13 protein-coding genes are annotated in these 14,551 nt (G+C 70.5%); 2 read left to right on the top strand and 11 right to left on the bottom strand.

Features of this window, described 5'->3' with window-relative positions; genetic code table 11:
- Positions 1–7: 7 nt before the first annotated feature.
- From G5T42_RS14225 to G5T42_RS14210, 4 genes are read right to left on the bottom strand one after another with little or no spacing between them, the layout of a single operon-like run.
- Positions 8–913: a tyrosine recombinase XerC gene (locus G5T42_RS14225; protein ID WP_165129456.1), complete on the bottom strand. Its 906-nt coding sequence runs from the start codon at positions 911–913 to the stop codon at positions 8–10.
- Positions 914–973: 60 nt separating this feature from the next.
- On the bottom strand, positions 974–2,170 hold the full coding sequence (gene dprA, locus G5T42_RS14220) for a DNA-processing protein DprA (protein WP_165129455.1): 1,197 nt from the start codon (positions 2,168–2,170) through the stop codon (positions 974–976).
- Positions 2,167–3,696, bottom strand: a complete 1,530-nt coding sequence (locus tag G5T42_RS14215; protein WP_165129454.1) for a YifB family Mg chelatase-like AAA ATPase — start codon at positions 3,694–3,696, stop codon at positions 2,167–2,169. The genes dprA and G5T42_RS14215 overlap by 4 nt, the downstream gene beginning before the upstream one ends.
- Positions 3,693–4,055, bottom strand: coding sequence for a YraN family protein (locus tag G5T42_RS14210; protein WP_165129453.1), 363 nt, complete (start codon positions 4,053–4,055; stop codon positions 3,693–3,695). Before G5T42_RS14210 ends, G5T42_RS14215 begins: the two co-directional genes overlap by 4 nt.
- A gap of 148 nt (positions 4,056–4,203) precedes the next feature.
- Here G5T42_RS14210 and G5T42_RS14205 point away from each other — a divergent pair, with 148 nt between their 5' ends.
- The gene (locus tag G5T42_RS14205) at positions 4,204–4,527 is read left to right on the top strand and encodes a DUF2469 family protein (protein WP_133543441.1); all 324 of its coding nucleotides are present in this window, start codon (positions 4,204–4,206) and stop codon (positions 4,525–4,527) included.
- Between the two features lie 18 nt (positions 4,528–4,545).
- Here G5T42_RS14205 and G5T42_RS14200 read toward each other — a convergent pair whose 3' ends face one another.
- The 4 genes from G5T42_RS14200 to G5T42_RS14185 all read right to left on the bottom strand — a co-directional run bounded on the left by G5T42_RS14200 (position 4,546) and on the right by G5T42_RS14185 (position 7,232).
- Entirely contained in the window at positions 4,546–5,205 is a 660-nt protein-coding gene (locus G5T42_RS14200) for a ribonuclease HII (RefSeq protein WP_165129452.1), read from the bottom strand.
- A complete protein-coding gene (gene lepB / locus G5T42_RS14195) occupies positions 5,202–6,032 on the bottom strand; it encodes a signal peptidase I (RefSeq protein WP_165129451.1) in 831 nt (276 codons plus the stop codon). Before lepB ends, G5T42_RS14200 begins: the two co-directional genes overlap by 4 nt.
- 164 nt (positions 6,033–6,196) lie before the next feature.
- Positions 6,197–6,544 carry a 50S ribosomal protein L19 gene (gene rplS / locus G5T42_RS14190; RefSeq protein WP_165129450.1) on the bottom strand — a complete coding sequence of 116 codons (348 nt, stop codon included), beginning with the start codon at positions 6,542–6,544 and terminating at the stop codon, positions 6,197–6,199.
- Positions 6,545–6,716: 172 nt separating this feature from the next.
- Positions 6,717–7,232: an MFS transporter permease gene (locus tag G5T42_RS14185; protein WP_241245839.1), complete on the bottom strand. Its 516-nt coding sequence runs from the start codon at positions 7,230–7,232 to the stop codon at positions 6,717–6,719.
- A 116-nt stretch (positions 7,233–7,348) separates the two neighbouring features.
- Between G5T42_RS14185 and map the strand changes: the two genes are divergently transcribed.
- Entirely contained in the window at positions 7,349–8,131 is a 783-nt protein-coding gene (gene map, locus G5T42_RS14180) for a type I methionyl aminopeptidase (protein ID WP_165129449.1), read from the top strand.
- Positions 8,132–8,187: 56 nt separating this feature from the next.
- Here map and treZ read toward each other — a convergent pair whose 3' ends face one another.
- Genes treZ through glgX form a run of 3 tightly spaced genes read right to left on the bottom strand, consistent with a single transcriptional unit; the run spans position 8,188 to position 14,518 of the window.
- Positions 8,188–9,924, bottom strand: a complete 1,737-nt coding sequence (treZ, locus tag G5T42_RS14175) for a malto-oligosyltrehalose trehalohydrolase (RefSeq protein ID WP_241246079.1) — start codon at positions 9,922–9,924, stop codon at positions 8,188–8,190.
- Positions 9,918–12,296, bottom strand: coding sequence for a malto-oligosyltrehalose synthase (gene treY / locus G5T42_RS17790; protein ID WP_165129447.1), 2,379 nt, complete (start codon positions 12,294–12,296; stop codon positions 9,918–9,920). The genes treZ and treY overlap by 7 nt, the downstream gene beginning before the upstream one ends.
- Positions 12,297–12,301: 5 nt before the next feature.
- Positions 12,302–14,518 carry a glycogen debranching protein GlgX gene (gene glgX / locus G5T42_RS14165; protein ID WP_165129446.1) on the bottom strand — a complete coding sequence of 739 codons (2,217 nt, stop codon included), beginning with the start codon at positions 14,516–14,518 and terminating at the stop codon, positions 12,302–12,304.
- Between the last annotated feature and the right edge of the window lie 33 nt (positions 14,519–14,551).

Raw genomic sequence — 14,551 nt, 5'->3', positions numbered from 1 at the left:
CGATCGGTCACGCGCGCGGGTGCGCGAGACGATAGGTCGCGGCCAGTCGCTCGCTCGAGACGTGCGTATAGATCTGGGTCGTGCCGAGGCTCGCGTGACCGAGCAGCTCCTGCACGGTCCGCAGGTCGGCTCCGCCGTCGAGGAGGTGGGTCGCCGCGGAGTGACGAAGGGCGTGGGGGCCGACCGTCGAGCCCACCACCGGTCCCAGCACGCGGGAGACGACGTCGTACGCTGCGCGGGGGCCGAGCCTCGCGCCCCGAGCCCCGAGGAAGATCGCGCGTTCGCCGGCGACGTCGTCGCGCCGCGCGAGCAGCGCTGGGCGTCCCCGGACGAGGTACGCGTCGAGCGCGGCGGCCGCCGGGCCACCGAAGGGCACCACCCGCTCCTTCGAGCCCTTGCCCGTCACGCGGGCCGTGCGGCGCTCGGAGTCGATGTCGTCGAGGTCGAGGCCGCACAGCTCCGAGACGCGGATTCCCGCGCCGTAGAGGACCTCGAGGAGGGCATGATCACGCAGGGCGACCGGATCTCCCGCGGCTGCCGTCCGGGCGAGCTCGTCGAGCAGTCCGCCGACGGCGTCGGCCGTCGCGACGTTCGGAAGCGTCCGGCCCCGCTTGGGGGCGACCAGACGCAGGCTCGGGTCGGCGTCGACGAGGCCCGACTCCGACGCCCAGGCGAAGAAGCCGCGGACCGCGGCGGTGCGGCGGGCGATCGTCGAGCGCGCGTCCCCGCGCTTCGTCGCCTGCCAGAGCCACTCCCGCAGGTGCTCGAGATCGACGTCGGCGAGTTCGAGGTCACTGGACGAGGCGGCGAAGTCGGCGAGGTCCGCCCGGTAGGCGCGCACAGTCGCGGCCGACAGGCGACGTACATCCCGCACATGCCGGGCATAGGCATCCGCTGCTTCCACGAGCCGCATGATGCCAGCATGCCGCGGGTGGCTCCTGGGCGGCGGCCGGACGCACCGATCGCCCGACGATCAGGCCGGAAGAGTGCTGCGCCGCCAGCCCAGGTACCCGCTCTCCACCTCGCCGTTCAGCTGCAGCAGGCCGAGGATCCCTTCGACGTCGGCGGCCGACATCCCGCTGCGTCGCGCGAGCTCCTCGACGTCCCGCCATGCCCGCGCGCTCAGGGCGTCGCGCACGCGGGTGCGGTCGTCGGTCGGCGGGCGGTCGTCTCGTAGGTCGAAGAGATGCCCGTCGCCGGATCGCCGGCCGAGCAGCTCGCGGACATCGTCGGCATTCGTGACGCACACGGCGCCGTCCCGGAGCAGCCGGTGAGCACCGGCCGACGCGGCACTCGTGACCGGTCCGGGCACGGCGGCCACCGCGCGTCCCATCTCGAGCGCGTGCGCGGCCGTGTTGAGCGAGCCGCTGCGCCATCCCGCCTCGACCACGACCGTGACGTCCGACAGGGCCGCGATGAGCCGATTGCGCTGAAGGAACCTCCACTTGGTCGGGGCGGACCCGCACGGCACCTCGCTCACAGCGGCCCCGGCGGACGCGATGCGGTTGAGCAGCTGACTGTGACCCGCCGGATACGGGCGTTCGACTCCCCCGGCGACGAGCGCGACGGTGAGCCCGCCCGTCGCGAGGGCCGCACGGTGGGCTGATCCGTCTATGCCGTAGGCGGCGCCCGAGACTACTGGGATGCCGGAACCCGCGAGGTCCGCGGCGAACTCCATCGCGACGTGCTCGCCGTAAGAAGTCGCGGCCCGTGCCCCGACGATCGCCACCGACGGCCGCAGGCGCGCGAGCGCGGCGCGGTCGCCTCGCACCCAGAGGGCGACGGGTGCATGGGGACCGAGGTCGGCGACCTGCGTCGGCCACTCGCCGTCGCCCGGCACGACGAGCCGCACCTGCGCTCGGGCGGCCACCTCCAGCGCCACCCGGATCGGAGCGGCCGCGAGGCGCGGCATCCAGCGCTTATGACCGTCTTCGAGCTCCTTGGAGGTGAGCTCGGGCGTCCCTGACGGCCGGTCGGTGGCGATCGCCTCGAGCGCTGCGGCGGCACCGAGTTCCGCGATCAGGCGACCCGCGATGCCGTCCCCTGGCTCGACGAGATGGCTCCAGACGATTCGTGCAGCCAGTTCGTGCTCGTCGTCGACCGGGATGCCGCTCCGAACAGGCGCGAGCGCGCGCTTGGCAGCGTCGAGGGCAGCGGCGGCAGTGGTCATCGGGTGATTCCCTTCTTGAGGTAGAGCGCCCGCCCGACGTCTTCGACGCTCAGAGCTTGGCGGCCGGCGAGATCGGCGATGGACCAGGCGACGCGGAGCACCCGGTCATAGCCGCGGAGTGTCAGCGCACCGCGGTGCAGCGCCGCATCGAGCGGCCGGCGCACCACCGGCGCGGGCGCATGCGGACCTTCGCGCAGCCACGTGCCCGCGACGTGCGCGTTGAGCCGCCACGGGGTGTCGGCGAGGCGGTCAGCTGCGCGAGCCCGGGCATCGATCACCCGCTCGCGGGCTGCGGCCGTCGTCAGCGTCGGGGCGGAAGCCGCCTGGCGATGAGCGACCGACACGCGGGCGAGCGACAGTTCGATGTCGATGCGGTCGAGGAGCGGCCCGGAGAGCCGCCCGAGGTAGCGGCGGATCGCCATGGCGGGGCAGCTGCAGGAGCCTCCGACGACGCCGTAGTCGCCACACGGGCACGGGTTCGTCGCCAGCACGAGCTGGAAGCGGGCGGGGAAGGCGGCGGTCGCGCCGGCGCGGTGGATGACGATCGAGCCGCCCTCGAGAGGCTGGCGCAGCGCATCCAGCGCCGAGCCCATGAACTCACCGGCCTCGTCGAGGAACAGCACCCCTTCGCTCGCGCGGGCGATAGCGCCCGGCCGGACGTGCCGGGAGCCGCCGCCGACGAGTGCCGCCATGCTCGCCGAGTGGTGGGGAGCTTCGAAGGGAGGGACTCTCGAGAGCGAGGTGACGGCTTCGCCCGACAGGGACCGGATCGAGGCCACCGACAGCGCGGCGCGATCGTCGAGAGCGGGCAGGATGCCGGGCAGCCGCCGGGCGAGCATCGTCTTGCCGGCGCCGGGCGGGCCGCACATCAGCAGGTGGTGCCCACCGGCGGCCGCGACGACGAGCGCGTCCACCGCCTCGCGCTGACCGATCACCTCGCTGAGGTCGAGGTCGACGGCGGGTTCGCCGGGGGTGAGCGGGCCGGCGACGGGATCATGACCGGGATCGTCGACATCCGCCCCGTGCCAGCGGGCGACCTCGGCGAGGTCGACCGCTCCGAGGACGGTCATACCCTCGACGAGGTCGGCCTCCGCCTTGTTCGCCCACGGCACCACGACGCGCCGGATCCCCGCCTGCGCCGCCGCCGCGACGGCCGGCAGCACGCCGGGGACGGGGCGGAGCCGCCCGTCGAGGCCGAGCTCGCCGAGGTGGACGGTCGCGGCGACGGACGCGGCATCCATCGGCGCTTCGGTGGCGAGCGACGCGATGGCGATGGCGACGTCGAAGCCGGACCCGCTCTTCGGGAGGCTCGCCGGCGACAGGTTGACGGTCAGGTGCCGCCGCGGGAGGTTCAGCCCGCTGTTCGCGCAGGCGTTGAAGACCCGGCGGGCCGCCTCGCCGAGCGCCTTGTCCGGCAGCCCGATGATCTGGAAGGCCGGGGTCTGGTTCGACAGGTCGGCCTCCACCTCCACCAGCGAGCCCTCGAGGCCCGAGAGGGCGACGGACCAGGTGCGCGCGACGGTCACACGACCCCCTCGAGGTGCTCGAGCGACGCCGTCGCCGGGTCGGGGCCGATCAGCCCGATGGCGTCGATGCGAAGCCGCCTGCCCTGGACGAGGTCGCGATGCGCCGCGATCCACGCCATCGCGAGGCGCCACAGCCGCGCCTTCTTGAGTTCGCCGACCGCCTCGAACGGGTGCCCGAACGCGACGCTCCGTCGCGTCTTCACCTCGACGACGACGAGCTCTGTCGCGGTGGCGACGACGAGGTCGAGCTCTCCCCCGGGTGCCCGCCAGTTGCGCGACAGCACGGTGTACCCGAGCGATTCGAAGTAGCGTGCCGCGCGGTCTTCGCCCGCGCGTCCGAGGACGTCTTTCTCTGCCATTCCGGCATGCTCCCGCGACGCGCACCGCCGGTCGGGGGCGGCCGGCGGCATCCGTTCACTGCCCGTCTCGAGGAGGCGCTGGGGAGGAACGGGCGTCGCCGACATGCCGGGGCGGGCGGCGCGCTCGCCTGTCTAGGATGGAGACACCATGGATGACGAAGTCTTCGAGGACTACGACCGCGAACTCGAGCTGGCGCTCTACCGCGAATACCGCGACGTCGTCTCGCAGTTCCAGTACGTGATCGAGACCGAGCGGCGGTTCTATCTTGCCAACGAGGTCAACGTCGTCCGCCGCGACACCGAGCACGACTTCTACTTCGAGATCTCGATGAACGACGTCTGGGTGTGGGACATCTATCGTGCCGACCGCTTCGTCAAGTCCGTCCGCGTCCTGACGTTCAAGGACGTCAACGTCGAGGAGCTCTCGCGCCGCGACTTCCACCTGCCGGAAGAGCTCTCGCTCGACAGCTGAGCCGTTCGGGGCGGCGTCTCAGAAGAGCGTCGGCCAATCGGCGATCGACCACGACGCGCGGTGGTGCGGGCTGATGCCGTGCGCGCGTATCGCCTCGCGGTGGTCGGGGCTCGCGTAGCCCTTGTTGCTCGCCCAGTTGTAGGCGGGGAGCTCGTCGTGCAGGCCCGTCATGAGCGTGTCGCGTGCGACCTTCGCGATGACGGATGCCGCGGCCGCACTCGCGCAGTCGCGATCGGCCTTGATGACCGGTCGCACCGTCAGACCGACCGCTCCGGCCGGCGTGATGTAGTCGTAGTTGCCGTCGAGGATCACGATCGCCTCTTCGGGCACCACGCCGTGGGCCCGGAGGTCCGCCAGCGCACGGATCGTCGCGAGACCGAGGGCGCGCATGATGCCGACCTCATCGATCTCGACGCTGCTCGCCCAGCCGACGGCGCTCACCGACACCCACTTCGCCGCTCGTGACGCGACATCGGCGCGCTTGGGCTCCGGCACGAGCTTCGAGTCGCGCAGCCCCTGCGGGATGCGGCGCCGGGCGTCCGCCGGCGTCACGACGCTCGCACCCACGGCGACGGGTCCGGCCAGCGCACCCCGGCCGACCTCGTCGCACGCGATGACGATCGGCCACTCCTTCAGGAGCCGGCGTTCGAGGGTCAGCCGCGGCTCGACGACGGTCACGATCCGGGCGCCTCCTCGGCGGGCGTCGCATGCGTGCCCGAGTCGGTCCCGCCCGAGTCGGAGTCGTCGCCGGTGGAGTCGGGAACCCCCGCGAACACCTGCGGGTGGAAGTCGAGAAGGCCGAAGCGCGAGAGCGGCCACGTGATGAGGAACGCGCGGCCCACGACGTTCTCGAGAGGGACGAAGCCGTTGCCCGGCTGATCCTGGTTGTACCTCGAGTCCTTCGAGCGGTAGCGGTTGTCGCCGAGGACCCACAGGTCGCCGTCGGGCACCACGACGTCGAACGGGTCGCCCGAGGCCGCCGTCTCGCCGCCGGGCAGCTTGAGGTACGAGGACTCGTCGATCGGCACCCCGTTGACTGTGATCTGGCCGATCGCGTTGCAGCAGACGACGTGGTCGCCCGGCAGGCCGATGATGCGCTTGATCAGGTGGTCGTCGCTGTCGGGGGCGGAGAGGCCCACGAGCGAGAGGATCCAGTCGACGCCCTGCTCGATGGGCGGCCGCGTGTCGGCGGGTGCAGGAGGCAGCCATCCACCGGGGTCGCGGAACACGACGATCTCGCCGCGGTCGTACCCGCCGAAGCGCGGGGTGATCTCGTCGACGAGGATGCGGTCGTTGACGAGCAGCGTGTCTTCCATCGACCCGGAGGGGATGTAGAACGACCGCACGACGAACGTCTTGACGAGGAACGAGACGAGGACCGCGACGAGCACGATGATGACGACATCGCGAAGGAAGTAGAGCCATCCGCGGCGGCGCTGATCCGTGCCGGAGGACGAATCAGGCGTGGGAACCGGCTCCGCGGAGGCCGTCTGCTCGGTCGTCATGTGGGTCCTTCACCGGGCTCGCCGGGGAGATCGGTGGGCCGTCTTCTCAAGGGTCGCATACTCCGACGTGCTCGGCCGCCAGACGCGTCATCTTCGATGTCCGCGTCACACTCCGGAGATGACGATGCCCCGGGCCTGAGGCTCGGGGCATCGAACGGGAGAACTCAGTTCTCGCGCTTCTCCTTGATCTTGGCCTTCTTGCCACGGAGGTTGCGCAGGTAGTAGAGCTTCGCGCGACGGACGTCACCGCGAGTCACGATCTCGATGTGGTCGATGACCGGGCTGTGCACCGGGAAGGTGCGCTCCACGCCGACCTGGAAGCTGATCTTGCGGACCGTGAAGGTCTCGCGCACGCCGTCGCCCGAGCGGCCGATGACGACGCCTTGGAAGACCTGGATGCGGGAGCGGTTGCCCTCGGTGATGTTGACGTGCACCTTCACTGTGTCGCCGGGTGCGAAGGCGGGGATGTCGGAGCGGAGCGAGGCCGCATCGACGGCGTCGAGGATCTGCATGATCGTCACTTCCTGCGGCCGCCACAGGTCGACCGCGAAAAAAGGGGAAAAGGATGTCGTGTGCCCGAGGCCGCATGAATCGCTTCGCACGGCGGGCTCCCCTGAGGCAGAGCCGGGTCAGGGCACAAACAACCATTCTGCCACGGATGACGGAGCCCGCCAAAACGCGGGGTCAGCGCGACTCGGGCTCGCGCTTCTCGGCGATGACGAAGACGTCGTCGGGGCTGTGCGCCTGCGGGGCGGAGGCCGAGGCATCCCGAGCCGCCTGCGGAGAGAGGTACGCGACGCCCTCGGTCGTGTACATCACCATGCTCGACGGCCGCGCCTCGCGCCAGAGCTGCCACAGCGTCAGCCAGAACAGACCCACGCCGGCGAGGATCGTGACCACCATGACGGGTGCCCACCACGCCTGGTTGAAGAAGCCCAGCGAGATGATCAGCAGGTGCCAGACCGTGAAGCCCAGCACGTCCCACCACGAGACCGCCCGCTCGGCGCGGACGGTGCCCCGCGCCCGGACGAGGAGCGTCAGGACGAGCTGTCCGATGAAGACGGCCGGGATCGCGAGGAACAGCACCCACAGGAACGCCCATCCTCCGGCGTTGAAGACGGCCCACCCCACGAGCAGCCACAGCGGCAGGAGGAACGCAGCCGGGAAGAGCCAGCTGTAGAACCCGCGACGCAGCCACATGGCACTGATGGTACGCCGATCGCCCCTGGGGGGAACCGGGTCGGCGCGTCCCCGGGGCATCCTCCCAGCGACCGGGTCGGTGCATCCGACAGAATGGGCAGGTTGAGAGGAGCACGATGATCGAGCTGCGCACACCCGCCGAGATCGAGGCCATGCGACCGGCGGGGCGATTCGTGGCCGAGACGCTCGCGACGCTGCGCGACGAGACGAAGGTCGGGACCAACCTCCTGGCGATCGATCGCCGCGCGCACGAGCTCATCCGCCGAGCGGGTGCCGAGTCCTGCTACATCGACTACCACCCCTCATTCGGCGCGAGCCCGTTCGGCAAGGTCATCTGCACGTCGATCAACGACGCCGTGCTTCACGGCCTGCCGTTCGACTACGCGATCCGCGACGGCGACCTCGTCTCGCTCGACTTCGCAGTCTCGATCGACGGCTGGGTGGCGGACTCCGCCGTGTCGTTCGTCGTGGGGACGCCGCGCGACGAGGACCTCGCGCTCATCGATACGACGGAGCGGGCGCTGGATGCCGCGATCCAGGCCGCCGTCGTCGGCAACCGCATCGGCGACATCTCGCACTCGATCGCCGAGGTCGCCCACGCCGACGGCTATCGCATCAACACGGACTTCGGCGGGCACGGCGTCGGCCGGATCATGCACGGCGACCCGCACGTGCCGAACGACGGCAAACCCAATCGCGGGTACCCGCTGCGAGCCGGGCTCGTCGTGGCCCTCGAGCCGTGGTTCCTCGGAACGACCGACGAGCTGGTCACCGACCCGGACGGCTGGACGCTGCGCAGCGCCGACGGCTCCCGGGGAGCCCACTCCGAGCACACCGTCGCGATCACCGAGTCCGGGCCGATCATCCTGACGGACCGCTCGTTCCTCGGCGTCGACTGACCGACCGCGAGGTCTCGCCCGACTGGCGTCGCCTGACCGGTGCCGCCTGACGGGGATCAGCCCACCGCAGGAGCCTCCACAACCGCGGCACTGTCGCGCGGAAGGACGAGCGCTCCGTCGACGACAGCGGTGGCGGCATCCGTCGCCAGCAGGATCTCGCCCGTTCCCTCGAACCTCACGGGCTCGGCGCCGAGGTTGACCAGCACGAGCAGGCCACCGCGTCGCAGGCGGAAGACCCGCCCGCCGGTCACGTCCACCGCCTCCGCACCCAGCGAGGCGAACGACGGATCCGTCAGCTCGGGGCGCTCCCGACGGAGCCGGGCGATCGAGCGGTAGAGCGCGAGCAGCCGCGCGTGGTCGCCGTCGGATGCCTCGTCCCACCGGAGCTTCGAGCGCTCGAACGTCGCGGGGTTCTGCGGGTCGGGCACGGTCGCCGGATCCCACCCCATGCGGGAGAACTCCTCGATGCGGCCCTTCGCGGTGGCCTCGCCCAGCTCTGGCTCGGGGTGGGAGGTGAAGAACTGCCAGGGCGTCGAGGCGCCCCACTCCTCGCCCATGAAGAGCATCGGCGTGCCGGGTGCCGTGAGCGTCAGCACGGCGGCGACGGCGAGCCGCTCGAACGACAGCGTGGCGCTCAGCCGGTCGCCCGTGGCGCGGTTGCCGATCTGGTCGTGGTCCTGCGCGAAGGTCACGAGACGCCATGCGGGCACCTGGTGCGGGACCGGGTGGCCATGGTCTCGACCCCGGAACGACGAATACGTGCCGTCGTGGAAGAACCCCTGCGACCAGGTCTTCGGCAGCGCGTCGAGGGCGGCGAAGTCCTCGTAGTAGCCGGTCGTCTCGCCGGTCAGGGCCACGTGGACCGAGTGATGCCAGTCGTCGCTCCACTGCGCGGTCAGCCCGTACCCGCCCGCCTCGCGCGGCAGGATCAGCTTCGGGTCGTTCAGATCCGACTCAGCCACGAGCGTGAGCGGACGCCGGACATGGGCGGAGAGGGCGTCGGATGCCTCGGCGAGCTCCTGCAGGATGTGCACCGGCGAGTCGTCCTTCAGGGCGTGGACGGCGTCGAGCCGCAGACCGTCGACGTGGTAGTCCCGCATCCACATGAGCGCGCTGTCGAGGATGTGGCGCCGGACGGCCGGCTCATCGAGGTTGACGCTCAATCCCCACGTGTTGCGGCTCGCCTGGCGCAGATACGGCCCGAACTCGGGCAGGTAGTTGCCGCTCGGGCCGAGGTGGTTGTGCACGACGTCCTGCAACACGGCGAGCCCGGCGGCGTGCGCGGCATCCACGAAGCGCTGATAGGCGGCCGGACCACCGTACGCCTCATGGACGGTGTTCCAGAGCACGCCGTCGTAGCCCCAGTTCCACACCCCGTTGAAGCCGTTGACCGGGAGCAGCTCGACGTGGGTGACGCCGAGCTCGACGAGATGATCGAGTTTGCCGATCGCCCCATCGAGGGTCCCCTCGGGCGTGAACGTGCCGAGGTGCAGCTCGTAGATCAGTCCCCCGGCGAGCTGGCGCCCGGTCCACGAGGCATCCGTCCACTCGAACGCCGAGGGGTCGAAGTACGCAGACAGGTCGTGCACGCCGCGCGGCTGGCGACGTGAGCGCGGGTCGGGCCGGACGGCGTCGGAGTCGTCGAGCACGAAGCCGTACTCGTCGCCGTCGAAGAGCTCGACGTCGGCGCGCCACCAGCCGCCTTCCTGACGCTGGAGCTCGACATCCTCTCCCCCGCTTCCGCGGCGGAGCCGCACGCGATGCGCTCGAGGGGCCCAGACTTCGATCACGATTCCTCCTCGAGTGCCAGAAGCGCCACGGGATAGTGCGACAGCAGTTCGGCGAGGGGGACGACGGATGCCTCGAACCGGCGTCCGGTGATGACGTCGACCGTCGGGCCCGAATGGCGGAGGAGCGCCGTGTCGCCCCATCCCTCACGGCGGTCGAGGCCGACGGGAAGGCGGGTCGCGATCGCGACCGCTCCTCCGCGGTCATAGGCGATCGCGTGCGCGGACGCCTCTCCCACGACCGTCATCGGCGTGTACCGCGTGAAGAGGTCGGGACGGTCGCGCCGCAGGCGCAAGGCCCGTGACGTCACGAGCAGCTTGGCCGCACCGGTCTTGTCGACGGGAGGGAGCTCGCCGAGCGGCACCCCGGCGTCGAGCTCCGCGAGCATCGCCTGGCGGGCGGCGAAGTCGACGGCCCGGCGGTTGTCGGGGTCGACGAGCGACGTCTCCCAGAGCTCGGAGCCCTGATACACGTCGGGCACGCCCGGTCCGGCGAGCTGCAGCAGCTTCGCGCTGAGCGAGTTCGACCATCCGAAGGGCCGGATCTCGCGCACGAGGTCGTTGACCATTCCGACGGCACGGCCGAACGCCGCGTCGACGAGGTCGTGCATGCGCTCCTCGAACGTGGGATCCGGATCCCACCACCCCGTGGCCTCGGCCGCCTCGCGAGCGGCCTTCTCGGCGTACGCGTGCAGCCGTTCGGGCGTCGCGGGCCACGCACCGACGATCGCCTGCCAGAGGAGGCTGTCAAACGGGCCGTGACCGGTCGACGCGATGCCGCGGAGTCGTCCGAGCGCCTCCGACCACCGGTCCGGCACCTCGGAGAGCACCGAGAGCCGCGCGCGGACGTCTTCGCCCCGCTTGGTGTCGTGCGTCGACAGCGACGTCATGCTGCGCGGCCAGCCGGCCTGACGCCCGGCGAACGCGCGGTGCAGGCCATCGGTCGAGAGCGAGAACACGCCGGGATCGCCGCCGACCTCAGTCAGCGTGCCGAGTCGCGTCTGCCGGTAGAACGCCGTGTCTTCGACGCCCTTCGCCATGACGGGCCCGGTGGTCTGCTGGAAGCGCTGGGCGACCTCGAGCGACGGGTCGGCGAGGAGCGCGACGAGCCGGTCGATCGCGTCGGCGAGGTCCGGACGGCGAGTGGATGCCTCTGCCGCCGCCGCGTCGAGATTCTCCCGCCCCGCAGGGAGGTAGGAGCGGTAGACCGGGAAGCAGGCGAGGAGCTCGCCGAGCGCGTCGTCAGCCCGCTCGACCGGCTCGGGGAGGCAGCGGACGAGACGGCGGATCTCGGACTGCTGGATCGTGTCGGCGATCATGCGCTTCGTGCCGTGGATCACGTCGGCGTACGGGACCGGCGGAGTGAGGCCGCTCTCGGCGCGCAGTCGCGCGTCGAGGTCGTCGAGCGCCTGCTCCCCCGCCGGGTCGATGAGCACCCGGTCGATCTCGGCCATCGCGTCGTACCCGGTCGTGCCGTCGGTCTCCCACCAGGCGGGCAGCGCCTCGGGGTGATCGGTGCCGCTGTGCTCGAGGATCTTCTCTACGAGCACGTAGGTGCCGTCGGTCGCTTCGGCGAGGCGGTCGAGGTATCCGCCCGGGTCGCGCAGCCCGTCGGGGTGATCGACCCGCAGCCCGTCGACGAGCCCCTCGTGCACCCACCGCAGGATCTCGGCGTGGGTCTCGTCGAAGACCCACGGCACCTCGACCCGCACGCCGGCGAGCGTCGTCACCGCGAAGAAGCGCCGGTAGTTCAGTTCGGCGGCCTCGCGTCGCCAGAACGTGAGCTCCCAGTGCTGGCGGGAGAGGATGCCGCGGAGGGCCGAGGCATCCGTCGTCGGGCCATCGGGAGTCGTCCCCTCGGCCAGCGGCAGCACGTGGTCGAAATAGCGCAGCGCGCCGTGCGGGGTCTTCGGACCGGGCTGCGGATCAGCGGTCAGCTCCCCCGCCTCGAGCACCTCGTCGATGTCGGAGCCGAGGATCGGCACGCGGACGCGGCCGTCGCCGTACTCCCAGTCGATATCGAAGGCCTCGGCGTAGCGGGAGTCCCGCCCGCGGAGGAGGACGTCCCACCACCACGGATTCGCCGCCGGGTCGGAGATGCCCATGTGGTTGGGGACGATGTCGACGAGGATGCCGAGCCCGGCTTCGCGCGCGGCGCGGACGAACCGGTCGAGGCCTTCGGGGCCGCCGCGGGCGGGGTCGACGCGGGTCGGATCGACGACGTCGTAGCCGTGGTCTGAGCCCTCGGTCGCCTCCAGGAGCGGCGAGAGGTATGCCCAGCCGACGCCGAGGTCGCGGAGATAGCTCGTCACCTCGGCCGCGGCATCCAGGTCGAATGCCTTCCGGATCTGCAGGCGGTACGTCGACGAAGGATGCATGCCGGCTACCTCTTGACCTCGAGCCTCGGCGCCGCACCCGGCACTTCGTCAGCGGTGGCTGCCGCGACCGTGGCCGCGACGGATGCCGCCACAGAGTGGTCGGTCTCGATCTCGGGCGCGATGTGCTCCCGCAGCAGCATGAGCGCCTTCGGCTGCACGGTGATCACCGCTCCGGGCGGGAGGGGGTCGAAGCCGGCCTGCTCGCCCGCCGTATCGACGATGAGGTCCCACGTGGGACTGAAGTCCACCTCGGGGATGTGGAAGTCGACGGGATCGTCGCCGGCGTTGAGGAGCACGATGAAGTGGGAGTCGGTGATCGGCTGGCCCCGGCGATCGCGCTCGCGGATCCCCTTGCCGTTGAGGAACACGCTGATCGCCCGTCCGAAGCCCGACTCCCAGTCCTCGGGCTGCATCTGCGACCCGTCGGGGCGGCCCCACACGATGTCGGGCACCGGCGCACCGGCCTCGCGGCGGATCGGACGACCGTTGAAGAATCGCTGACGGCGGAAGGTCGGGTGATCGTGCCGGATCTTCGCGAGTGCGGCGGCGAACTCGATCAGCGGCTGATCCGCCGTCTCCCAGTTCAGCCACGTGATCTCGTTGTCCTGCGCGTAGCCGTTGTTGTTGCCCTGCTGCGTGCGCCCGAGCTCGTCGCCGTGCAGGAGCATCGGCACGCCCTGCGACAGCATGAGCGTCGCGATGAAGTTGCGCTGCTGGCGGGCCCGGAGGGTCAGGATCTCGGGGTCGTCCGTCGGCCCCTCGGCACCGTTGTTGTACGAGCGGTTGTGCGATTCGCCGTCGTTGTTGTCTTCGCCGTTGGCCTCGTTGTGCTTCTCGTTGTACGACACGAGGTCGCGCAGCGTGAAGCCGTCATGCGCGGTGACGAAGTTGACGGATGCCACGGGCCGGCGACCCGAGTGCTCGTACAGGTCGGCCGATCCGGTGAGCCGTGAGGCGAACTCGCCGAGCGTGGCGGGCTCGCCCCGCCAGAAGTCGCGGACGGTGTCGCGGTACTTGCCGTTCCACTCGGTCCACTGCGGGGGGAAGTTGCCGACCTGGTAGCCGCCGGGACCGATGTCCCACGGCTCGGCGATGAGCTTGACCTGCGAGACCACCGGATCCTGCTGCACGAGCTCGAAGAAGGTCGCCAGGCGGTCGACGTCGTAGAACTCGCGCGCGAGCGTCGCGGCGAGGTCGAAGCGGAAGCCGTCCACGTGCATCTCGAGCACCCAGTAGCGCAGCGAGTCCATGATGAGCTGCAGGGCGTGCGGGTTGCCGACGTTGAGGCTGTTCCCCGTACCGGTGTAGTCGGTGTAGTACCGCTTGTCCTTGTCTTCGAGGCGGTAGTAGGCGGCGTTGTCGATGCCCCGCATCGAGAGGGTCGGCCCCATGTGGTTGCCCTCCGCCGTGTGGTTGTAGACCACGTCGAGGATCACCTCTATGCCGGCCGTATGGAGGGCCCGGACCATGCCCTTGAACTCCTGCACCTGCTGGCCGCGGTCACCCGTGCCGGAGTACGTGTTCTGCGGCGCGAGGAAGGCGATGGTGTTGTAGCCCCAGTAGTTCGAGAGGCCCTTCTCCTGCAGCGTCGAGTCGTTGACGAACTGGTGCACGGGCATGAGCTCGATCGCCGTGACACCGAGCTTCTTGAGGTGCTCGATGATCGCGGGGTGCGCGATCGCGCTGTACGTTCCGCGGATCTCCTCGGGGATGGCGGGGTGGAGCTTCGTGAGCCCCTTGACGTGCGCCTCGTAGATGAAGGTCTCGGAGTAGGGCGTCTTCGGCAGGCGGTCGCCGCCCCAGTCGAAGAAGGGGTTCACGACGACGCCCTTCATCATCGACGAGGCCGAGTCGTCGTCGTTGCGCGAGTCGGGCTTGCCGAAGTTGTAGCCGAAGACCGACTGGTTCCACTGCACCTGACCCTCGACGGCCTTCGCGTACGGGTCGAGCAGCAGCTTGTTCGGATTGAAGCGCTGTCCGGACTTCGGGTCGAAGGGGCCGTGCACGCGGTAGCCGTAGCGCTGTCCCGGGCCGATGTTGGGCAGATACGTGTGCCACACGAAGGCGTCGACGTCGATCAGGTCGACGCGGGTCTCCTTCCCGCGATCACCGAACAGACAGAGTTCGACACGCTCCGCACCCTCACTGAAGAGAGCGAAGTTCGTGCCGTTGCCGTCGTACGTCGCGCCGAGCGGATATGCGGAACCGGGCCAAGCCTGCACAGAGGTCCTCCTTGGGATGGTTTCCCACCCTAT

Source organism: Microbacterium sp. 4R-513, assembly GCF_011046485.1.
Taxonomy (GTDB): Bacteria; Actinomycetota; Actinomycetes; order Actinomycetales; family Microbacteriaceae; genus Microbacterium.
Note: the sequence above shows the minus strand (reverse complement) of the source record. Positions and strands in the feature narration are given on the sequence as shown.

Bases quoted from the DNA above. Each gene is read 5' to 3' on its own strand.
- map (WP_165129449.1), top strand. From the start codon at position 7,349: ATGATCGAGCTGCGCACACCCGCCGAGATCGAGGCCATGCGACCGGCG.
- G5T42_RS14205 (WP_133543441.1), top strand. From the start codon at position 4,204: ATGGATGACGAAGTCTTCGAGGACTACGACCGCGAACTCGAGCTGGCG.
- rplS (WP_165129450.1), bottom strand. From the start codon at position 6,544: ATGCAGATCCTCGACGCCGTCGATGCGGCCTCGCTCCGCTCCGACATC.
- G5T42_RS14225 (WP_165129456.1), bottom strand. From the start codon at position 913: ATGCGGCTCGTGGAAGCAGCGGATGCCTATGCCCGGCATGTGCGGGAT.
- dprA (WP_165129455.1), bottom strand. From the start codon at position 2,170: ATGACCACTGCCGCCGCTGCCCTCGACGCTGCCAAGCGCGCGCTCGCG.
- G5T42_RS14185 (WP_241245839.1), bottom strand. From the start codon at position 7,232: ATGTGGCTGCGTCGCGGGTTCTACAGCTGGCTCTTCCCGGCTGCGTTC.
- treY (WP_165129447.1), bottom strand. From the start codon at position 12,296: ATGCATCCTTCGTCGACGTACCGCCTGCAGATCCGGAAGGCATTCGAC.
- lepB (WP_165129451.1), bottom strand. From the start codon at position 6,032: ATGACGACCGAGCAGACGGCCTCCGCGGAGCCGGTTCCCACGCCTGAT.
- G5T42_RS14210 (WP_165129453.1), bottom strand. From the start codon at position 4,055: ATGGCAGAGAAAGACGTCCTCGGACGCGCGGGCGAAGACCGCGCGGCA.